At 71.1% G+C, this 20,463-nt stretch carries 20 protein-coding genes and 1 pseudogene; 8 read left to right on the top strand and 13 right to left on the bottom strand.

Annotated elements, in window-relative coordinates; all coding sequences use genetic code 11:
• Positions 1 to 39 precede the first annotated feature (39 nt).
• Positions 40 to 3,024, bottom strand: a complete 2,985-nt coding sequence (locus OHA21_RS15520; RefSeq protein WP_328474566.1) for a S8 family peptidase — start codon at positions 3,022 to 3,024, stop codon at positions 40 to 42.
• Between the two features lie 125 nt (positions 3,025 to 3,149).
• Here OHA21_RS15520 and OHA21_RS15515 point away from each other — a divergent pair.
• Positions 3,150 to 3,362 (top strand): annotated as a pseudogene (locus OHA21_RS15515) (hypothetical protein); the annotation flags it as partial.
• 12 nt (positions 3,363 to 3,374) lie between these two features.
• Here the strand turns inward: OHA21_RS15515 and OHA21_RS15510 are convergent.
• The 5 genes from OHA21_RS15510 to OHA21_RS15490 all read right to left on the bottom strand — a co-directional run bounded on the left by OHA21_RS15510 (position 3,375) and on the right by OHA21_RS15490 (position 7,718).
• Positions 3,375 to 3,806, bottom strand: coding sequence for a VOC family protein (locus tag OHA21_RS15510; RefSeq protein ID WP_328474565.1), 432 nt, complete (start codon positions 3,804 to 3,806; stop codon positions 3,375 to 3,377).
• Between the two features lie 90 nt (positions 3,807 to 3,896).
• Entirely contained in the window at positions 3,897 to 4,553 is a 657-nt protein-coding gene (locus tag OHA21_RS15505) for a DUF1775 domain-containing protein (RefSeq protein ID WP_328474563.1), read from the bottom strand.
• Positions 4,550 to 6,244, bottom strand: a complete 1,695-nt coding sequence (locus OHA21_RS15500) for a copper resistance CopC/CopD family protein (protein WP_328474561.1) — start codon at positions 6,242 to 6,244, stop codon at positions 4,550 to 4,552. The genes OHA21_RS15505 and OHA21_RS15500 overlap by 4 nt, the downstream gene beginning before the upstream one ends.
• A 7-nt stretch (positions 6,245 to 6,251) precedes the next feature.
• Entirely contained in the window at positions 6,252 to 6,971 is a 720-nt protein-coding gene (locus OHA21_RS15495; RefSeq protein WP_328474559.1) for a YcnI family copper-binding membrane protein, read from the bottom strand.
• A 186-nt stretch (positions 6,972 to 7,157) separates the two neighbouring features.
• Positions 7,158 to 7,718, bottom strand: coding sequence for a sigma-70 family RNA polymerase sigma factor (locus OHA21_RS15490; protein ID WP_328474557.1), 561 nt, complete (start codon positions 7,716 to 7,718; stop codon positions 7,158 to 7,160).
• 163 nt (positions 7,719 to 7,881) lie between these two features.
• On the opposite strand from OHA21_RS15490, the gene OHA21_RS15485 reads away from it, so the two are divergent.
• The 6 genes from OHA21_RS15485 to OHA21_RS15460 all read left to right on the top strand — a co-directional run bounded on the left by OHA21_RS15485 (position 7,882) and on the right by OHA21_RS15460 (position 13,360).
• On the top strand, positions 7,882 to 9,900 hold the full coding sequence (locus OHA21_RS15485) for a cytochrome c oxidase assembly protein (RefSeq protein WP_328474555.1): 2,019 nt from the start codon (positions 7,882 to 7,884) through the stop codon (positions 9,898 to 9,900).
• A gap of 30 nt (positions 9,901 to 9,930) precedes the next feature.
• Complete coding sequence (locus OHA21_RS15480; protein WP_328474553.1) at positions 9,931 to 10,506, top strand: copper chaperone PCu(A)C; 576 nt, start codon at positions 9,931 to 9,933, stop codon at positions 10,504 to 10,506.
• 17 nt (positions 10,507 to 10,523) lie between these two features.
• Complete coding sequence (locus OHA21_RS15475) at positions 10,524 to 11,690, top strand: Dyp-type peroxidase (RefSeq protein WP_328478425.1); 1,167 nt, start codon at positions 10,524 to 10,526, stop codon at positions 11,688 to 11,690.
• On the top strand, positions 11,687 to 12,220 hold the full coding sequence (locus tag OHA21_RS15470; protein WP_328474551.1) for a copper resistance CopC family protein: 534 nt from the start codon (positions 11,687 to 11,689) through the stop codon (positions 12,218 to 12,220). Before OHA21_RS15475 ends, OHA21_RS15470 begins: the two co-directional genes overlap by 4 nt.
• Before the next feature lie 149 nt (positions 12,221 to 12,369).
• Positions 12,370 to 12,918, top strand: coding sequence for a sigma-70 family RNA polymerase sigma factor (locus tag OHA21_RS15465; protein ID WP_442875165.1), 549 nt, complete (start codon positions 12,370 to 12,372; stop codon positions 12,916 to 12,918).
• Positions 12,919 to 13,009: 91 nt separating this feature from the next.
• The gene (locus OHA21_RS15460; RefSeq protein ID WP_328474547.1) at positions 13,010 to 13,360 is read left to right on the top strand and encodes an ArsR/SmtB family transcription factor; all 351 of its coding nucleotides are present in this window, start codon (positions 13,010 to 13,012) and stop codon (positions 13,358 to 13,360) included.
• A 56-nt stretch (positions 13,361 to 13,416) separates the two neighbouring features.
• Here OHA21_RS15460 and OHA21_RS15455 read toward each other — a convergent pair whose 3' ends face one another.
• The 3 genes from OHA21_RS15455 to OHA21_RS15445 all read right to left on the bottom strand — a co-directional run bounded on the left by OHA21_RS15455 (position 13,417) and on the right by OHA21_RS15445 (position 15,430).
• Positions 13,417 to 13,674 (bottom strand): hypothetical protein, encoded by a 258-nt coding sequence (locus OHA21_RS15455; RefSeq protein ID WP_328474545.1) that lies wholly within the window; start codon positions 13,672 to 13,674, stop codon positions 13,417 to 13,419.
• A 165-nt stretch (positions 13,675 to 13,839) separates the two neighbouring features.
• Positions 13,840 to 14,850 (bottom strand): polysaccharide deacetylase family protein, encoded by a 1,011-nt coding sequence (locus tag OHA21_RS15450; RefSeq protein WP_328474543.1) that lies wholly within the window; start codon positions 14,848 to 14,850, stop codon positions 13,840 to 13,842.
• Between the two features lie 265 nt (positions 14,851 to 15,115).
• Positions 15,116 to 15,430, bottom strand: a complete 315-nt coding sequence (locus OHA21_RS15445) for a hypothetical protein (protein ID WP_328474541.1) — start codon at positions 15,428 to 15,430, stop codon at positions 15,116 to 15,118.
• On the opposite strand from OHA21_RS15445, the gene OHA21_RS15440 reads away from it, so the two are divergent.
• On the top strand, positions 15,429 to 18,959 hold the full coding sequence (locus tag OHA21_RS15440; RefSeq protein ID WP_328474539.1) for a fibronectin type III domain-containing protein: 3,531 nt from the start codon (positions 15,429 to 15,431) through the stop codon (positions 18,957 to 18,959). The genes OHA21_RS15445 and OHA21_RS15440 overlap by 2 nt on opposite strands.
• 10 nt (positions 18,960 to 18,969) lie before the next feature.
• Here the strand turns inward: OHA21_RS15440 and OHA21_RS15435 are convergent, their stop codons facing one another.
• Genes OHA21_RS15435 through OHA21_RS15420 form a run of 4 tightly spaced genes read right to left on the bottom strand, consistent with a single transcriptional unit; the run spans position 18,970 to position 20,433 of the window.
• The gene (locus tag OHA21_RS15435) at positions 18,970 to 19,281 is read right to left on the bottom strand and encodes a hypothetical protein (RefSeq protein ID WP_328474537.1); all 312 of its coding nucleotides are present in this window, start codon (positions 19,279 to 19,281) and stop codon (positions 18,970 to 18,972) included.
• On the bottom strand, positions 19,278 to 19,715 hold the full coding sequence (locus OHA21_RS15430) for a MerR family transcriptional regulator (protein WP_328474535.1): 438 nt from the start codon (positions 19,713 to 19,715) through the stop codon (positions 19,278 to 19,280). Before OHA21_RS15430 ends, OHA21_RS15435 begins: the two co-directional genes overlap by 4 nt.
• The gene (locus OHA21_RS15425; protein WP_328474533.1) at positions 19,712 to 20,107 is read right to left on the bottom strand and encodes a hypothetical protein; all 396 of its coding nucleotides are present in this window, start codon (positions 20,105 to 20,107) and stop codon (positions 19,712 to 19,714) included. The genes OHA21_RS15430 and OHA21_RS15425 overlap by 4 nt, the downstream gene beginning before the upstream one ends.
• A complete protein-coding gene (locus OHA21_RS15420; protein WP_328474531.1) occupies positions 20,104 to 20,433 on the bottom strand; it encodes a hypothetical protein in 330 nt (109 codons plus the stop codon). Before OHA21_RS15420 ends, OHA21_RS15425 begins: the two co-directional genes overlap by 4 nt.
• Between the last annotated feature and the right edge of the window lie 30 nt (positions 20,434 to 20,463).

Here is a 20,463-nt window from a genome sequence, read left to right as displayed (position 1 = left end):
TGACGGGGACACCACCAGCCGCAGTGCCCCCGTCAAACCTCAGCCGACCACGGACACGACCGTCTGGCCGATCCGGGCGGTGCCGTCGCCGTAGCCGACCACACCCAGGTAGCGGCTGCCCGCGGTCAGGCCGGTCCACGCCGCCGTCACCGTGACCGGCTCGCCGCGGGTGACCGCCTGCGAGGCCGGGGTGGCCGTCAGGTTGCCCTGCGCGGTGTCACCGACGATCCACGAGTGGTGGCTGACGTCCAGCTCGCTGACCCCGGGCGGGGTGGCGAACTGGACCACATAAACGTCGAACGAGCCGGCCGGCAACGTGACCCGCTCCTCGGCCGTCGACCCCGCACTCGACGCCACCAGGGTGTTGGTGCCGGCCCGGTAGGCGAACAGGTCGAGGTCGGTGCCCGCCGGGTGGTCGGCGTCGAACGTCGCCGCCCGGGCCAGCCGGGTGCCGGCCGGCACGGTCACCGTGACCTTGCCGACGGCCGGGCCGGCGGCCGGAGCACCGGTGTCGAAGTCGGGCTCCGAACCGACCAGATGCAGCCGGTCCACGGTGGACGGGACCAGCCCGGCCGGGGTGGCGGTCAGCGTGCCGGTGTAACCCGGGGTGACGCTCAGCGGCGCCGAGCCGCTGACACCGGTCCCGGCCACCTCGACCGGAGCAGCGATGGCCACCGGCCGGATCGCGATCGGGCTGCGCACGTCCGACGAGACGAGCTTCTTCGGGTCGGCCCGGTTGACCCAGGTGAGCGCACCGAAGGTCCACTGGCCGATCGCCGCGTCGGTGCGGGTGACCGTCACCTTGAACGACGCCGACTTGCCGGGCAGGATCACGAACCGCTTCGGCGAGACCGTCACCGTCGTACCGGCCGGCGCCTGGATCTTCGCCTCGTAGATGCCGGGCAGCTTGCTGACGTTCTTCACCGTGCGGGTGGTGGTCTGCTTACCAGCCAGGTCACCGACCGCGATCGACGGGTAGTTCAGGTCCGTCGGGTCGATCTTGCCGTACTGGTCGCAGGCCGTCCCGGTGGCGCCGCTGCCGCACGCGAACCGGATCCAGTCGGGGTAGGCCGAGTCGTAGACCAGGCCCGGCCGGTAGGCGGGACCGGGGCGCACATGCCCCGAGCCGTAGTCCAGCGGCGTCGCCGCCGTGCCGTTGCGCTGGATCAGCCCGCCGGTGTTGTCGGTCTGACCGGCGGTGGTCATCATCGCCGACTTGATCCAGATCGGCGACCAGTTCGGGTTCTCGCTGACCATCAGCGCGGCCAGGCCGGCGATGTGCGGGCTCGACATCGAGGTGCCCGAGTACGCGTCCCAGAGCCGGCCGTTGTTGCCGGGCGGCGCGACCGGCGCCACCACGTCGACACCCGGCGCGGTGATGTCGGGCTTGAGCAGGTCACCGTTGCCGGCGATCGCCGACCCGCGCGACGAGAAGGCGGCCATCTCCGGCGCCCGCAGCTTGACCTCGGTGCTCGCCGACAGGGCAGCGGTGGCGCCCGCGGTGGCCGCGTACGCCTTGATCGCCAGACCCGCAGCGCTGTTGACGTGCACGGTCGGCACGAAGTGGTAGTCGGCGTTGACCGAGTTGTCGGGGTTGTTGTAGAGGACCATCCCGACGCCCCCGGCCTGCTTGACCGCCAGGCTCTTGTCCGTCCGCGAGTTGCCGCCCCGCAGGCACAGCACGATCTTGCCGGTCACCTTGGCCGGGTCGAGTCGCCCGTTCGAGTAGCACAGTTGCACCTCGGCAGCCGGCGCCCCGGCGACACCGGCCTGCACCGAGTCGATCAGCGGCGACGACGGAACAGCGGCACCCTGACCGAAGCCCTCGTACGAGGTGCCGTTGCCCAGCGTCACCGACTTCTCGTAGCCGCGGTCATGGGTGCTGGCCGCCACCGTGGTGACCCACGGCGAGTTGTGCGCGACCGTGCCCGCGGCCGGCCCGCTGTTACCGGCGGACGCGGCGACGAACACACCCGCGTTGGCGGCGTTCAGGAAGGCCAGCTCGACCGGGTCGACGAACGACGACGTGGAACCGGAGATCGAGTAGTTGATCACGTCGACGCCGTCGGCCACCGCCGCGTTGATCGCCGCGACCAGGTCGACGGTCGTGCCGCTGCCGCCACCGCCCTGATCCCACAGCGCCTTGTAGACGGCGAGCCGGGCGGCCGGCGCCATGCCCGACGCGTCACCGGCCACACGGCCGTCGATGACCGCGTCGACGTCATGGTTACCGACAGCCGTACCCGCGGTGTGCGAGCCGTGGCCGTTGAAGTCACGCGGCGACCGGAACTCGTTGGGGTTCGTCTCGTCGAGCGAACCCTCGGTGAAGTAGCGGGCGCCGATCAGCTTGTTGTTGCACGTGATGTTGCGGGCCGGGTCGCTCTCCTCGCCGGTCTGGCAGGTGCCGCGCCACTTCGCGTCGATGATCCGCTGATCCGGGCGCGGGCCCGGCAGGGCGGCGAACGCCGGGTTCTCCGGCCAGATGCCGGTGTCGATCACGCCGACGATCACACCCAGACCGGCCTTCGAGGCGCCACCGAACTGGCGCTGCCACACCCCGCTGCGCCCGGTCAGCCCGAGCATCTCCGGGGTGGAGATCGTGTCGGCCTTGTGGACGGTGTTCTTCGACACCGCCAGCACGCCGGGGCTGCGCCGCAGCACGTCGGCCTCGGTGGCGGACATGCGGGCCGCATACCCGCTGAACGCGACGTCGTACTCGTAGAGGGTCTCGCCCGCCGACACCCCGGCGAGCCGCTGCGTCCGCTGACGCTCGGACTTCAGATGAGCCCGGTACGCCTTCGCGGCGCTGCTGGCCAGGTCGATCTTCTCGCCGGCATCCGGCCTGGTCGCGGGAATGCCCGAGACCCCACCGGTATAGCCGGCGACGGGTGGCGCCGCCAGTTGCACGATGTAAAGACTCGAATCCGAGGTCGGCGCCCCTCGCGCTACGCCGGCGCCCGTGGCCGCCAGAGCGGCCGACATCGCGACGGCCAAGGCGATCCGGGCGGATCGTTTCGATGACACAGGCGTCCTCCGGGTACGAACAGATGTCACATTGACCCGGATCATATTGAGATACATCGACCCGGCGGAAGATATCGCGCCGGTCCTAACGGAGGGATGATGGATTCATGACGGCAGATCTGCGCACTCTGACCGGAATTGTCACGGCCGGCGTGGAACATCGATGCCTACTGCTCGAGGGATACCTGCTCGTCGGCGGTGACCGGGAGGTGATCCGCGCCGGCGCGCACCTCACCGTGACCGGCCGGATCGTTCCGGATCTGGTCACGACTTGTCAACAGGGAACGCCGTTCGTGGTGGCATCGGCACGCCCGGAAACTGTCGGCGAACAGAAATAGCGCCCACGCGGATCAGACCGCGAACAACTGCTCGAGGTCGCGGAACGCCTTGAACTCCAGCGCGTTGCCCGACGGGTCGAGGAAGAACATCGTCCACTGCTCGCCGGGCTGGCCCTCGAAGCGCACGTACGGCTCGATCACGAAGTCGGTGCCGGCGTCGGTGAGCCGCTGCGCGAGCTGCTGGAACCGCTCGACGCTGAGCACCAGACCGAAATGAGGGACCGGCACGTCGTGCCCGTCCACCGGATTGGTGCCGGCCACCGCATTGACGTGGTTGTCGACCTGATGCGTGACCACCTGATGCCCGTCGACGTTCCAGTCGGTCCAGCGTTCGGCCGAACGGCCCTGGCCGAAACCCAGGACCTCGCCGTAGAAGCGGCGGGCCGCGCCGATGTCATGCACCGGGATGGCCAGGTGGAAGGGTGGACGCGCGGTGTCAGTCATAGAGGAACGTTACTGCGCCTGCGGCGTTCAAGCAGGATCGGTACGGCGACGCGCGGCGACCCGGACGGGTCGCGGAACTGACCGGACCGTTCAGCTGGGGGCGGCGGGCTGGTCCACGGGCGGTGATGCCGGGTGTCTGGCACGGCGGCCCAGGGCAGCGGCGACGGCGCTCACCGCAACGACGAACACGGCGAGCGCGCCGAGTGCCTGCGGCAGACTGGTGCCACCACCGGTGCTCGGTGCCGTGCCCGCGGCGGCCTGCGGGGAGGCTGCCGCCGACGCCAGGACGGCCCGGGTGGCGATCAGACTCGGCGCCGGATGCTCGGCGTCGGACTCGGTGTCGATCCACCGATAGGCTTCGCCGTTGGCGCAGTGCTGCAGGGTCGGGAAACGCAGGGTCTGGCCGACGCTGCCGGTCAGGCGGGTCGTCAGCGTGAACGCCGCCTCGGCGCCGGCGTTCAGGGCGGGTCCGGTCCAGGTCACCCGGTCAGGGGCGACGACGGCCCGCCACCCGTCCGGCTGACGGGTTGCGCTGGGCTCGGCCGCGCCGGGCGGCAGCGTGACGATCAGTTCGGTGGTGGGTGACTCGCCGCAGCCGTGATCGAAGGTGAAGGTCAGCGCGGTGCTGCCGTCACCGTTGGGCTGGGCCTCGGCGAGCAGGACGTGCGCGGCGGCGGGGGAGCCGGTGAGCAACAGCAGCGCCGCGGACATCGCCACCGCGAGCAGGCCAAGGGCCGGGCGCCTCATCGGATCTCCACCGGGATCTGCGCGATCGGGTTCTCGTACTTCGACGTCCGCACGTTCACCTCGATGATCCATCGGCCGGGCAGGGGAAATTCGGCGACGGCCTCGTAACGGCCGGGTCCGGTGCGCGAGGCGGGCCGTTCCAATGGGCCGATGCCGCGGTCGGGCAGGGTGAACCGCAGTTGCGGCGGGTCCAGCGGATCGACCGGTTGCCGGTCGCCGTCGACGATGCTCAGTTCCAGCGAGTTGATGCCGACCGCGCCGGGGGTGAGGACGACGGCTGCCTGGTGGGTGCCGAGCGGCGCGGCGAGTTCGACGCTCGCCGGTCGGTCGGCGGGTACCGACGGCGTGCTGTCCTCGACCGGACTCTGCGTGACCAGGACGCCGGTGGTGGCCAGGACGGCGACGAGCAGCCCCGCCTCGGCGCGGACGGTGTGCCGCAGGGCGGGCCACGCCGGGCCGGCGCCGTCTGTCGCGGCGAGGCGGGGCAGCAGGCGGTAACGGTTCCACCCGGCGATGCCGACGATCACCGCGACGATGCCGACTTTGACCAGCAGCGCGACGCCGTAGGCCGTACCGAACAGGGCTGACCAGGAGCCGATGATGCGCCAGCCGAGCAGCACACCGGTCAGGCCGAGCGCGGCGACCAGCCAGGCGGCGAGACGGGAGAACGCGGTCACCGTACGCCCGGCGCCCTCGGTGGTGGCCTGCGAGGACGGGAGCAGCAGCACCGTCAGGCCGGCCAGCCCACCCAGCCACAGCGCGGCGTTGGCCACGTGCAGCAGGTCGGCGGAGAGCACCAGCCAGGACGGGCCGAACGTACGGGTGTGCCCGGTCAGCGCCAACGAGCCCACCGCGAGCGCGGTGCCCGCAAGACCCACGACCGGGACGAAGCCGGGTGGACTGTCTGACCTCGTGGCACGGGCGGCGACCAACGCCACGATCAGCCCGGCGGCGGCGAGCAGCGCGGCGAGCGCGGTGTCGGTCGTCAGGGCGGTCCGCCAGGTCGCCGCATCGATCAGCGCACCCAGGTCGGCGCCGTCCTGCCAGGCGACGACGACGGGCAACGACAACACCAGTACGGCGATCGTCGACGGCACCGTCCAGCGCAGCACCCGGTAGATGCGGCGCCGCGCCCGGCCGGTCCCGCCGGCCAGCAGCAGCGACGCGAAGGCGGCCAGACCCGCTGCGCCGAGCACACCGAGGTAGCCGAGGGCCTCACCGGCTTGACGGGCCAGACGTAACCCGGCGCTCGGTTCGGTGACCGCGGTGGCCCCGACGGTGCCGGTGCCGGTGCTCGCAGCGCCGATCGCGAAGGTGAGCCCGCCGGCGATCGGATGGCTGTCGGCCGAGATCACCCGCCAGGCCACCACATAACTGCCGTCACCCAGCCCCGGTGGCAGGGTGAGGACCACCCGGGTGTCAACCGTCCGCGCCTCGGCCGGCTGCTCGACACCGTCGGCGTCGAGCAGCCGTACCCCGTTCGGCCGCAGCTGGACCGGTTCGTTGAAGGTCAGCGTGACCTCGGCCGGGGCATCGGGCAGCACCGCCCCGTCGGCCGGGTCGGTGCCGACCAGCGCCGCGTGTGCCCGGGCCGGGGTGGCCGGCCCGAGCGCGAGCACGATGCCGCAGAGCAGGGCGCCGGCCAGGCCCGCCAGCCGGGTGGGCCGGACCGGGAGCAACAGAGCCGTCACCGGCATCTCAGGCGGCGGGACGGCGGGAACGCAGCAGCGCCAAGCCGCCGAGCACCAGACCGAGGATGCCCGCCGCCAGCGCGATCCAGCTCACCACGCTGGTGCCGCCGTCGCCTTCGTTGCCGGTGTCGCTGGTGGCGGCCACCTGCTGCACGGCCGGGGCGGCCTCGGCGCCCTCCTTCTCCGCCTCGGTGACCTTGAAACCGGGCGCCGGGTGCTCGAGCTCGTCGGCGTTCTGCCCGGCGGCGGGCACCTGCACCCAGGCGGTCTCGCCCTTCTCACACGTCTGCACGGCCGGGAAGACCAGCGTCTTGCCCGGGGTGTCCGGCAGCTTCAGCGACAGCTCGAACTTGTCGCGCATGCCGTCGGGCAGCGGCGCCTTCGCGGTGTAGACCACCTCGGACACCCGCTGGGTGACCTCGTTGCCGTGGCTGTCCTTGACCGGCGGGTTCAGATCCGCCATGACCTTCTCGACCGTCCAGTTGGTGTTCACCGTCGGCGTCACCGCGACGATCTCCTCCGGCACCTTGATGGCCACCTTGGTGGTGCCCGCGCCGTCGCAACCGTGCGGCACCGACACCGTCAGGACGGTGTAGGCGCCGGCCGCGGTCACCGTGGGGGAGACGGTGACGTGCGCCGCGGCGGGCGCAGCGGTCATCAGCAGCAGGCCGGTGGCGACCAGACCGGCCGCCCCGAGCTGGACCGTACGGCGCGAAACACTGTTCATCGGATTGACATCCCTCCATAGATGGCAGTGGGCCGGACGGATGCGTGACAGCGCCCGGTCCGGTCTCGCCCCATGAGTCGATGCCTGTGCGTGAATAGTTCCCGTGAACTTTCGCCGACTTTGTGCCACACGTCTGGTGGGTCGGCCGACGCTGGCCGGCGGCTCTTTCGCGGATGCCGGCCGATGTCAGGCCGTCTGCTGGTCCTGCCCTTGCCGGCCGGCCAGAGCGGCGACGAGGTCTTCACGGGCCCGGGCCACACGCGAGCGGATGGTGCCGACCGGGCAGTCGCAGACCTCGGCCGCCTCGCTGTAGGACAGGCCGAGCACCTGCGTGGCGACGAACGCCTCGCGCCGCTCGTCGGACAGGGCGGCGAGCAGGTCGGTGAGAGCGTGCTGCTCCTCGAACCGCGGGTGACTGTGCGGGTCGGCGCTGTCCGCGCTGGAAACCCAGTCGGTCACGGCGGCGAGCCGCGGGCGCCGGGTGAGATGGCGGACGTGGTCGGCGGCGACCCGCCGCGCGATTGCGAACAGCCAGGTGCGTACCGACGAGCGGCCGGCGAAGGACGGCAGCGCGCCCAGCGCCCGCAGGTACGTCTCCTGGGTCAGATCGTCCACGTCCGTGCCGCTCGCCAGCGACCGCAGGAAGCGGTTCACCTCGAACTGGGTCGCCCGGATCAGGTCGGCGGCCGCTTCCCGGTCACCGCGCCCGGCGGCGAACGCCAGCGCGGTCAGATCTTGCTCGGCCATCCGGTGCATCCTCTCCCGACACGCTTCGCACCCTCGTACGGCCGGTGGCCGGGCACAGTTCAACCACGCGCCGGGTGACATCCCCGAAGATCATCGGGATGGGAACTTTCCGGAGTCGCGGGCCGACTGATGGGCCGTGCGAAGTGCGCTGAGAACACCATCCGTGGCTCTGGCAGCGGCAGGGGCGGCCGTGCTGGCCCTGGCCGCGGCGTTGTGGTTCGGGAACGCGGTGGAGGACACCGTGCTCCCGGGCATCCCGAGCCCGGGCCCGGTGACCGAATGGCTGCTCCCGGTCATCTCGATGCTGGCGAACCTCTGCGGCGTGCTGACCGTCGGCCTCACCACCACCGCGGCGTTCCTGCTGCCCGGGGACGGCCCCAGCGTGGCCGCGCACGGATGGCAGTTGCTGCGCCGGGTGACGTGGGCGGCCCTGACGTGGGCCCTGCTCTCGGCCGCCGCCATCGTGCTGACCGTGTCCGACGTGCTCGGTATGCCGGTGACGGAGCTGAATCGGCAGGCGGTTGTCAGCTTCGCGCTGTCGATCTCGCAGGGACAGGCGCTGCTGCTGCAGAGCGGGTCGGCCCTCGCCGTGGCGATCCTGTCCCGCGGCGGCGTGTCGCGCGGGCTGGCCGCCTGCACCGCGCTGCTGGCGATGCTCTGCCTGCTGCCACCGGCGTTCACCGGGCACGCGGCCAGTGCCGGCGATCACCAGTTGGCGGTGACCAGCCTGGCTCTGCACGTGCTGGCAGCCTCGCTCTGGGTCGGCGGACTGGCGGGCCTGATGCTGGTACGCCGGCACCGCCGCTTCGCCGACACCGCGGCCCGCTACAGCAGTCTGGCGCTGACCTGTTTCCTGGCGACCGCGGTCAGCGGCACTGTCAACGCGGCAGTGCGGCTCGGCGACTGGCCCGCCCTGTGGACCACCCGGTACGGCGTACTGGTGCTGCTCAAGGTTCTCGCCTTGCTCGCCGTCGGCCTGATCGGCGCGGTGCACCGTGTCCGGACCCTGCCCGCCCTGCGTTCCGGCGCGCCGAGGGCCTTCCTCCGCCTGGCCGCGGGTGAGCTGGTCGTTCTCGGCGCGGCCGTGGGTCTGGCGGCCGGGCTGTCGCGCAGCCCCACCCCGGCGACTGCCGTGGAACCGGATCCGCTGGTGGAACTGCTCGGATTCGACCCGCCCGGCGTGCCCACCGCGACGCGGATGCTCGGTGATCCGCTGCCGGACATGTTCTTCCTGACCGTGGTCGTCGCCGGTGTCCTGGCGTACCTGGCCGGGGTGCGCCGGCTGCGCCGCGCCGGGCACGTCTGGCCGGTGAGCCGCACGGCATCCTGGACGGCCGGGATGCTGCTGCTGGCCGCCATCACCGGCCTCGGCGTCGCCCGGTACTCGGCGGTGCTGTTCAGCGCGCACATGATGCAGCACATGGTGCTGTCGATGGCGGTGCCGATCCTGCTGGTCGGTGGGGCGCCCGTCACTCTCGCCCTGCGGGCCCTGCGGCGCCCCGCGGACCCGCAGGTTCGCGGGGCCCGCGAATGGCTGCTGCTGATTCTGCACAGCGGATTTCTGCGTTTCCTCAGTCACCCCTTGGTGGCGCTCGGCATCTACGTGACAAGCCTGTACGGGCTCTACATGGGAGGCCTGCTCGGCACCCTGATGCGTTACCACCTCGGGCACCTGGCGATGCTGGTCCACTTCGTGCTCGCCGGCTATCTGTTGTTCTGGGTGCTGATCGGCACCGATCCGGGACGCCGCCGCATCCATCCGGCGCTGCTGACCATCGTTCACTTCCTGGCGATGGTGGCGCACGCCTTCTTCGGTTTCGTCCTGCTGCAGTCCACGACGGTCATCGCCGCCGATTGGTACCTCGCGGTGCGTCCCGCCTGGGCCGGTCCGCTGCTCGACGACCAGCGCCTGGGCGCGAGCCTCGCCTGGGCGTTCGGCGAGCTGCCCGCTCTCGTGGTGATGCTGCTGCTGGTACGGCAGTGGATTCGTTCCGACGAGCGGGAACAGGCCCGCCTGGACCGGGCCGCGGACCGGGCGCAGAGCACCGGGACCGAGGACGAGCTCGACCGGTACAACGCCTTCCTCGCGGCTGCAGCGGCACGCGACGCGGCTGCGGCGGCACGCGACGCGAGAAAGTCCGAGGCCGCCGGGAACTTCCCGGCCCCGGGACCGGACCAATGAATTGCAGACCCCCTTCGAGGAACGGACATCATGCGAACCAGGTTCTTCCGCGGCTCCCGCCGGAACATTCTCACGGCGGCCGTACTGGTCGGCGCGCTGGGCACTCTCGGCCTTGCCGGTTGTGGTGACAGCGACGAGTCAGCCACTGGAACGGGGCCCAGCCCGGCACCGACGGCCGGCACGGCTACCACGTTGACCATCAAAGACCCGTGGGTGAAGGCGTCCGAAGCGGGTGTGATGACGGCGGCGTTCGGTGTGCTGGTCAACGACACCGCCGCGGACATCACCATCACCGCGGCGGAGTCGCCGGCCTCGCCGATGGAGTTGCACGAGATGACGATGGACGGCGGCAAGATGGTCATGCAGCCGAAGAAGGGCGGCTTCGTCGTCAAGGCCAACAGCAGCCACGAACTGGCTCCCGGCGGTGACCACCTGATGCTGATGAAGCCGGCCCAGGCGATCGAGGCCGGCGCGGAGGTGTCGTTCACGCTCAAGCTCGCCGACGGTACGTCGGTGCCGTTCACCGCGGTCGCCAAGCCGTTCGCCGGCGCGGAGGAGAGCTACGACCCGGGCATGTCGATGCCGATGGGAAGCAGCGCGCCGTGACGACCCGGCCTTCCCCGGTGAGCAGGCGCCGCCTGCTCACCGGGGGTGCGGTTGCCGGCGTCGGCGCGATCGCCGGAGCCGGTGTCGTCGCGGCCGGCGGGGGCCAGGCGCCGGTTCCGGCGACGGCCGTCCCGGCCGCGCAGATCGGTACGGCGACGGTCGCCTTCCACGGCCCACGTCAGGCCGGGGTGGCGGAGGATCCACCGGCACACGCGTCGTTCGTGGCTCTCACGCTGGCGGCGGGCACCGACCGCGAGGCGCTGCGGCGGCTGCTGCGGTTGCTCTCCGACGACGCCGCCCGCCTCACCCGCGGTGTCCCCGCGCTCGGGGACACCGACGCGCCGCTGGCGGTGCTGCCGGCCCGGCTGACGGTCACCTTCGGGTTCGGCCCGGGTCTCTACCGGGCGGCCGGGCTGAAGTCCCCGGTCGCGGACCTGCCCAAATTCAAGATCGACCGGTTGCAGGACCGCTGGTCGGGTGGTGATCTGCTGCTGCAGATCTGCGCCGACGACCCGCTGACCGTCGCGCACGCCCAGCGGATGCTGATCAAGGACGCCCGGCCGTTCGCGGCGGTCCGCTGGGTGCAGCAGGGCTTCCGGCGCAGCCCCGGTGTCCACGCGCCCGAGCACACCCAGCGCAACGTCATGGGACAACTCGACGGCACGGCGAACCCCCGCGGCGCCGAGATCGATCCGGCGGTGTGGAACCCGGACGGCTCCACCACACTGGTGGTACGCCGGGTCCGCGCCGAGATGGAGACCTGGGACAAACTGTCGGTGACCGACAAGGAGAACGCTGTCGGCCGGCGCCTGGAATCCGGCGCTCCGCTGAGCGGCACCCTGGAACACGACAAGCCCGACTTCGCCGCGCTCGACGAGTTCGGCCTGCCGAAGATGCCGGACTTCTCGCACGTCACCCGGGCCCGCATCGAAGACCCGAAGCTGAAGATCCTGCGCCGGCCGTACAACTACGACGGCGTGCCGGACGAGGCCGGGACCACGGACACCGGGCTGATCTTCGCGGCCTACCAGCGCGACATCGTCGAACAGTACGTGCCCATCCAGCAGCGCCTCGCCGACAAGGACCTGCTCAACGAATGGATCACCCCGATCGGCTCGGCCGTGTTCGCGATCCCGCCCGGCTGCGCCGAGGGTGGCTGGATCGGCGAACACGTGCTGGCATGAGACGGCTCCTGCTCGCCCTCGCCGCGGTGCTGGCCGTGCTCGCGCCCAGCACCTCGGCCTGGGCACACGCCCAGCTCGTCGCCTCGGTCCCCACCCGGGACGCCACACTGGCCGAGGCGCCGAGCGTCGTGACGCTGGAGTTCAACGAGCGGCTCAACCCCGACTTCACGACCATCGTCGTCAGCGATGCGGCGCAACAGCGGCTGCCGGCGTCGGACGTGGTGGTGGACGACGTCCGTGGCCGGGTGACTCTCACCGGACCGCCGGCCAACGGGACGTTCACCGTCGCCTACCGGGTGGTGTCGGTCGACGGGCACACCGTCCAGGGCTCCTACCCGTACACCGTCGCCGACCCGGACCTGCCTGCCGCGTCTGCATCGGCGGTTGCCGCCGCGCCCGACGCGGACGAGGCCACGGGCGGCGTCCCGGCCGGTGTGCTGGCGGGGCTCGGTGCGACCGGGGCGCTCCTCGTCGCGGTGACCGCGCTGCTGTACGTGTCCGGACGGCGGCGCGCCGCAGCCGGAAGCTGATCACGGCCGGCCGCCGCAAACGACCACAGGGAGACAGAACAACAAAGGGGAGGGCGCATGGGCTGCGCGTCGGCAGCGGTGCGGTGGCCGCGGTGAGCGCGCCCGAGCCGGGCGTCACCGGCTCGAACCCGGACTGGAGCGGCGATGCGCTGGCCGCACTGGTACGCGACGCCGTCGACGGCAACAGCGAAGCCCTCACCGCATTCGTCCGCGCCACCCAGCGCGACCTCATGCGATTCCTCTCCTCGTTCGTGCCGCCTGCCGACGTCGAGGATGTGGCTCAGGAGACATACCTGCGTGCCGTCGGCGCGTTGCCCCGCTTCGCCGGACGGTCCTCGGTACGCACCTGGCTGTTCGCCATCGCCCGCCACGCCGCGATCGACCATCTGCGCCACGCGGCCCGGCGGCCCCGCGTGGCGGGCCCGATGGACTTGCTGGTCAGCATCGAGGAAACCCCACCGTGGTATCAGCCCCGGTTCGAAGAGCACCACGCGCTCGCCGGCCTGATCGAGGGCCTGGCAGCCGAGCGCCGCGACGCGTTCGTGCTCACCCAGATCGTCGGCCTGTCCTACGCCGAGGTCGCGGAGCTGACGCAGTGCCCGATCGGCACGGTCCGGTCCCGGGTCGCGCGGGCCCGCGACGATCTGATCACCGCTCTGCGGGACGCGGCACCGGGCCGGCGTGCGGCAGTCGGCTGACGCCGAAGCGGTCAGACTCCGCGGGAACTATCGCAGTCGATCCAGCGACTCTTTGAACAGAGGCAGTAACCGTCGGGAAGGTGGGGCGCTGATGATCGACGGCGTACGGCGAAGGCGCCCCCGCGGCTGGGAACATCCCCATCTCGACGACGTGTACCTGGACACCATGCTGGATGCTCTCGGCGACCCGGTGCGGCTCGACGTCATCCGGCAGCTCGCCGACCGAGGCGGCGTCATCCACGGCCCCATCGAGGTGCCGGTGACCGGCCAGACACTCTCGCACCACCTGAAGATCCTGACTCGTGGCGGCCTCGTGCGAGTGAGCCAGCAGGGCCGCTTCCGCCGCTGCGAACTGCGGCTCGCCGAGGTGGAACGCCGGTTCCCCGGCCTGCTGCCCACCATCCTGGAAAGTGCCGGTGCGCCGGCGCTCGGTGCTCGATGATCCGGACTCGCGGGCCGTCCCAGGGATCTCGGCGGTCCCGGCGGGCAGGGCGATGATCAGGCCGAGCAGATCGAGGGAACCTGGTCGGCGATGCCGGTCGGAACCAGGCCCGGCTCGGCCAGCTGAGCCCGGACAGCCGCCTCGCAGCGGGCCGTGCCGTAACGAGCGGCCGCGCCGAAGCGCGGATGCCAGAGCAGATGATCCCAGTCCGGGTGCGTGGAGAAACCCGCCGCCACGGTACGGCCGGACGACGACAGATCGTCCGCGAGGCAGGCCATCTCGTGGTCCTGCACGCCCGGGTCGATCAGCAGCACCCCCGGGCGCTGCCCTGCACGATGACGGCGTTGCTCTGGATGAACTCGCTCTGGTGGACCAGCACCCCGTCCGCGATCTCCGTCAGCACGGGCCCGCCTTCCCTGCGTCCTGGTTTGTATGGCAGGGGACCGGCGGTGTGCAGCCGCCGGTCCCCTGCGCGCGGGTCAGCTCAAGGCGCAGCTGGCGGTGGGTGTGCTGGTGTTGCCGTTCTTGTAGACGGTGATCCCGAAGTTGTTGCCCGCCCCGTTGGGGCGCGCCGTCACGGTGCCGGAGGTGCCGGTGACCGAGGCGTTCCAGCTGTTCTGCAGGCTCTGGCCGCCGGCCAGCGCGATCCGTACAACCCAGGTGTTGCTGCCGCCGACCGCGAGGTTCACGTTGAACCGGTCGGGCCAGTCGGTGCCGCGGGTGACCGAGACGCTGCAGCTGCCGGTGCCGCCGCCCGGGTTGCTTCCGGCCGGGGCGACGGCCCGGCCGGTGCTGGACGAGATGTGCCCGGTGCACAGGTTGCGGGCCTGCAGGTCCTGCAGGATGCCCGGCAGTGCCTGGATCGTCGCGGCCGGCCAGTCGTGCATGAGCATGAGCTGGCCGTTCGTCAGACGGGTGGCGGCCTGGCGGATCTGGCTGGCGCCGGCGTTGTTCCAATCCTGGGAGTCGACGTCCCAGATGACCTCGCGCAGCCCGAGTGAGGACGCGACCGACTTGAGCGTCGCGTTGGTCTCACCGTACGGCGGGCGGAACACGGTCGGCGTCACGCCGGCCGTCTGCTGGATCGCCTGCTGGGTGCGCGACAACTGGGACTGGATCTGGCTCTGGCTCATCGTGATCAGATGCGGATGGTCCCAGCTGTGGTTACCGATCTGCAGACCGGCATTCTTGTACGCCTGCATGAGCGAAGCGTTGTTCGAAGCGTTCTGCCCGGTCGGGAAGACGGTGGCGGTCGCACCCGCCGAACGCAGCGTGCTGATGAGCTGGTTGGTGGTGCCGGTGTTCGGCCCGTCGTCGAAAGTCAGGGCGACGTAGCCGGCCGAACAGTTGGCGGCCGCGGCCACCGCCCGGTTGACGTCGGCGTGGGCGGTGACGGCCAGCGCCGTTGCGCCGGCGGCCATGGCGATGGTGGCCGTAGCGCCGGCGAGCATTTTCAGGCGGTTTCTCGCGCGGCTCGGAGCGTCGTGCATGCGTTACCTCCTGGTGACGCCTGGCGGGGAACCAGGCAGCGCGGTACGCGCCGGCACCCGGGTGGCTGGTGGCGCCATCCGCGGCCGGCGTCATACCGAATTGCTTGGGGACGGGCGGTGGGGCGGGGGTCGACGACTGCCGGTGGAGGCTCGCTGTCGTCGATGCCCTACTGTCGACCAGCGCGGCGGGCGTTGTCAACAACTTTCGATGTGTCCACGGAACAACCGGATGTGCTAGTTGCAGCTCAGGCCTTGCTTTCTGGGCTTAGAGCGCCTTCATCGACGATCTTCGCCGTCGGACTGGCCGAAACTTTCGGAACCAGGATGCCCCTTGCGGCCATTCCACTTTTCGCCATTTGCCGCCGTTGCCGCTTTGCGCCGCAATAACGTGACCTAGCGCGGCTTCGGAGCCGACATTCACGGTGGGGAATGCGGAAATGGTCAGAACAATTCCGCGGCGCGATTGTGCCGTGCTGCTCGTCCTGCTCGTCACTTGCCTGACGGGGCTGGTGACAGCGGCCACGGCCACGGCCACGGTCTCGGTCTCGGCCGACACGCCGAGCGTCTCGGACGGCGACATGGCAGCGTATTTGGTCGTGGGCGACCGGGTCGTCCGTTTCCGTCCCGGCTGGATGATCGACGAACTTTCCGTCACCGCGCCGAAGTCGGTCGCCGTGACCCGGAACGGTTCGGTTTACGTCGCCGCGACGCTGGGTGACGACCAGGGCGTCTTGGAGATCAACCACGACATGACTGTCGGCGACGATCTCCTCCTCGGTCCGCTGAGTGTCGACGACATCGCGGTGGACGACGGCGAGGCCCTCTACGCGGCCTCCGCCGCCGAGCACAAGATCGTGAAGCGTACGGAAGCGGGGGCGGAGCACCCACTGGCCACGCCGGGCCTTGCCCCGGTCTCAATCGCCGTCAGCCGCAACGGCGCTGACGTCTACTTCGCGGACCGGACCACCCGAACCGTCTACCGGTATGACCCCGACGGGTCGACGCCGGTGATGGAGGATGTGGTGGCGAACGATCTCGCGGTCGACCGTGCAGGCGTTCTGTACGTCGCGGACAACGACACCCGCAAGGTCTTCTCCGTGAGTGCCGATGAGGACCCGGAGCAGGTCATCGAGGCCTCCGGCAGCATTCCGGTGTCGCTGGCGCTGGCCGAGAGCGGCGAACTCTTCGTGGCGATGGACGACGGTAGCGCCTCTCCCGTGATCGACGGTGAGTTGGGGCCCGAGGAGCTCTACTTCGGCGGGCCGATCACCTCCCTGGTGTTTCGGGCCTTGCCCAAAGCGCCGACCGGGGTCGACGCCGTGCCCGGCGACGGGAAGGTGACCGTCAGCTGGGAGGCGGCCGACGACAACGGTGGCGCGCCCGTGACCAGCTACATCGTCAGCACGTTCCTGGAGAACGGCAACAACTTCGACCCGGCCGACGGGTTGACCTGTGAGACGGCCCAGACCAGTTGTGAGATCGCGGGGCTGGAGAACGGCACGAACTACGCCTTCTACGTGCACGCGACGAACACCGAAGCGCCGGACCGCTCCGGCCGCTCCGCCGCCAGCGAGATGTCCTTTTCGGTCCATCCGTACGCGCCGCCGGACGCGCCGACCGGGCTCCAGGCGGTACCGGGAAACGGAGCCGCCACGCTCGCGTTCACCCCGGGCGACAACAACGGCGCCACTGTCAGCGGCTGGGAGGTCTCGTCCGACGGCGTGACCTGGCTGAATGTTCCCGGGGTGAAGCTGGACTCCGGCGAGGTCGAGGTGGTGGTCGGGGGATTGGAGAACGACACGCCCACGGAGGTGTTCGTGCGCGCCACCACCGAGGAGTACGACGGACAGGACTTCGTCCCCGGTGTTGCCGCCAGCAGGATCGTCACGGCGGACGCGGACCTGCCTGGTTCTCCCGGCCCGCTCGGTGTGCGGCCGGATAATGGGTCGGCGGCGCTGATGTTTCTCACGCCCGAGGATGCCGGCGACTCGGAGATCTCCGGCTACGAGGTGAGCACCGGCGGCGTGTGGCAGCCCCTCACCGTCGTGGAGATGAACCCGGGACCGGAGCCAGGCCCGGGCCCAGAGCCGGAGCCGTCAGCGGAGGCAGAGCCGGAGCCGTCTGCGGAAGCGGAGCCGGAGCCGTCGGCGGAAGCGGAGCCGGAACCGTCTGCCGAGGTAGAGCCGGAGCCGTCAGCGGAGGCAGAACCGGAACCGTCAGCGGAAACGGAGCCGGAACCGTCTGCCGAGGCAGAGCCGGAGCCGTCAGCGGAGGCAGAACCGGAGCCGTCTGCGGAAGCGGGGCCGGAACCGTCAGTGGAGGCAGAACCGGAACCGGAAGCGAGTGAGGGCGCGGAAGCCGCCAACGCGGGCGTCGTCATGCTGACGGCGACGGTCGAAGGTCTGACCAACTACAAGCCGACCTGGATTCGGGTGCGGGCGACGAACGACACGGGCGCCGGGGTCTACACGTTCGGCATGGTCGTCCCGACGGATGTTCCCGCGGATCGACCGACGGTTGTGTGGATGCGAATGGGCTACCGCGAGATCACCCTCAGCTTCACCGAGGTCGCCGGTGCCAGCAGCTACCAGGTGCAGCTCAACGGCGAGGAGTGGCAGGACCTCAGCTTCGGCGATGATCCGCTGGACGGCCTGGTCCGCGGCATTCTGGTCGGTCTGCGGCCTGCCGTGTACCGGCTGCGGCTGCGCGCCGTCGACGAAGCCGGGGAGCCCATGCCGGAGAGTATGGAGTTTCCGGTCTCCCTCCTGGAACCACCGCAGCCGCTGGACACGTTCGGGGCCGTGGCCGGCAACACGTCGGCGCTGCTGTACCTGATGCCGGGAGGCGACGGCGGCGACCCCGGCAACCTGAGGTATGAGGTGAGTACCAACGGCGGCGCACGGTGGGACGTCATCGAGTTCACGCCGATTGAGGACTCCGACAAGCTGGGGGCCACGCTGACCGGCCTGGTGAACGACGAAGAGCTGGAGGTTTGGGTTCGTGCGGTCAACAGCGTCGATGCGGGGCCACACTCCACCGTGCTGGTGACGCCGACGGCCACACCCGAGACGACACCTCCGACCCCGGAGCCGTCAGAGTCGGCTTCGCCGACCGCAGCGCCGCCTACCTCGGCTGCACCGACGACCGCGCCGCCGACGACCGTGCCGCCGACGACTGCGGCACCCACGACCCTGCCGCCGACGACCGCGGCACCCACGACGGTGCCGACGACTGTGCCGCCCACCACTGCGGCGCCCACGTCAGCAGCGCCTACGTCTGCGGCTCCGTCGAAGACCACCGCACCGCCGACGAGCACACCGCCCACGACACCGCCGACCACCGCGCCGACGGTCACCTCGCCGGCGCCGACGACGGCACCGACAACGAGCCCGTCCGAGTCTCCGACGCCGGATCTGGTGGCGCCGCTCGCGCCCACCGGGGTTTCGGCCACCGCCGGCCTCGCGTCGATCACCGTGTCGTGGAACCCGCCCGCCGACAACGGCGCGACGATCACCGGCTACCGGGCTACGGCCTCACCCGGCGGGGCGAGCTGTTCCACCACCGGCGCCACGAGTTGTGTGGTGGGTGGTGCGGCCGGCACCGCGTACCGATTCAATGTGGTGGCCCTCTCGGCCGCCGGCGAGTCTGCGGCCTCGCCGTCCTCGAATGCCGTCGTGCCGACCGAGTTGACCGTGCCCACCGCGCCGCCGGAGACCAACGAACCGCTGATCACCCCGGACGGCCCGATCACCTCGGCGGAGCCGGGCGGGACGTTGACGATGTCCGGTAGCGGCTATGCGCCGTTCTCCGAGGTGACCCTCGCGGTCTACTCGGAGCCGCGCGTTCTGGGCACCGTCACGACCGACGCCAACGGCGCCTTCGAGACGGAGATCCAGGTGCCGGACGGTCTCAGCCTCGGCAAACACTCGTTCGTCGCGGCCGGTGTCGACAAGTTCGGCAACTTCCGGGCGCTGCGGCTGGACCTGACCGTCGCGGAGGACACCAGCAAGGAGAAGCTGCCGGTCACCGGTTCGGCGACGCTCTGGATGATCGCCGCCGGTTTCGCCAGTGTGCTCACCGGGGCGGCGATGCGGGGCGTGCGGAGGTGATAGGCCAGGTTCAACAGCCGCAACCACAGCCCGCCGCGGCACGCCGGGCGCTGCGGTGCCGGTGCAGCCACCACATCCCGAGTGCCAGGGCGGTGAGGCCGGCGGCGACGGCGAGCAGCGTCTTCTCCAGCAGCGCGGCGCCGGCCCCGGTTAGCACGCCGGCGGCGATGAGCAACGGCAAGGCGCAGCACGCCGCGCAGGCCAGGGCGGCGAGCCCGCCGGCGATCCGGCTGCGTCGCGGTGGGCTGTTGTCGGCGTGCTGGTGGCGGTCGCGGTGTTCGTCATCGTGCGCCACCACGGGCGTACGGATGGACTGGCTCATTCGTTCTCTCCGGCAGCTCGGTCGGCGGAGCCGATTGTCAGGTACGGGATCGGGCAGTCGGAGCACGTGCAGTTGGTGAGGCTGTCGCAGCGGGCCTCGACGACTTCGGCGAGCGTGGCCCGGATCGTCGTCAGGTCGGCGATCCTCCGGTCGATCTCGCCGATCTTGTCGATCGCGCGTTGCCGCAGGTCCGCACCGGGATGCCGGCGCCGGCCGGCGTCGAGCAGTTCAGCGACCTCGTCGAGGGTGAACCCGAGCCGCTGCGCCGCCTTGATCACCTGGAGCAGGGCGACGGTGTCGGGCGGATAGAGGCGGTGCCCGCCGAGCGAGCGGTGCGGTTCGGCCAGCAGCCCGCGCCGCTCGTAGTAGCGCAGCGTCTGAATGTTGACGCCGGCCTGCTCGGCGACCTCGCCGGTGCGCAGCCCGCCGCTCACGGCGCCTGCTCGGTGGGGAAGCGGGCGCCGAGCCCGACGACCGCGGTCAGGGTGCCCACGGCGTCGCCCGACAGCGCGGTGGCACAACCGCAGTCCTGCCCGCAGAGGCCCTCGTGCGCCGCGCCCGTCAGGGCGGCTGCCACCGCCTGCAGCCGGGCTCCGGCGCAGTCGTCGTCACGCCAGCCCGCGCCGAACGTGACGAGCGGATCGATGCCGAGATCCTCGGCGCCGGCCAGAACCCGTGCCGCGCCCGCTTCGGCCGGCGGGTAGCCGTACCGATCACCGTCCTGCCGGGCCGGCGCCAGCAGGTCCGCCTCGGCGAAGCGCTGCAGCCGCGGCACGGACACGCCCGATCGATCGGCCAGTTCGGACAGCGTCAACAGCCCGCTCATGATGCGGACACCGTGCCCGCCCGCCGGATCAGGGCGTCGAGCACGTCGGCGTAGGCCGCGGGAACCTCGATGCCCAGCACCACCACGCCATCCGGTTCCTCGGTGATGGTGAACGTGAAGAACGAGCAGCAGTCGGTCTCGCGTGCGGTCAGGTCCCGCACGGTGGCCGCCAGTCCGGCCGGGCCGGACAGCCGCAGCCGCGCGTGGGTGGCGTCCACCAGGTCGATGCCGCGCACCGCGGTGGCGAACAAGGCGTCGAACTCGGCGAGCCGTAACGGCTGCTCGGCCGTCGGCAGCGTGCACGCGTCCGGAACCACGAATGACATGCCGGCCTCCTCGGATTCGGGCGCCGTCGG

This window comes from Actinoplanes sp. NBC_00393, from assembly GCF_036053395.1.
Classification (GTDB): Bacteria; Actinomycetota; Actinomycetes; order Mycobacteriales; family Micromonosporaceae; genus Actinoplanes.
Note: the sequence above shows the minus strand (reverse complement) of the source record. Positions and strands in the feature narration are given on the sequence as shown.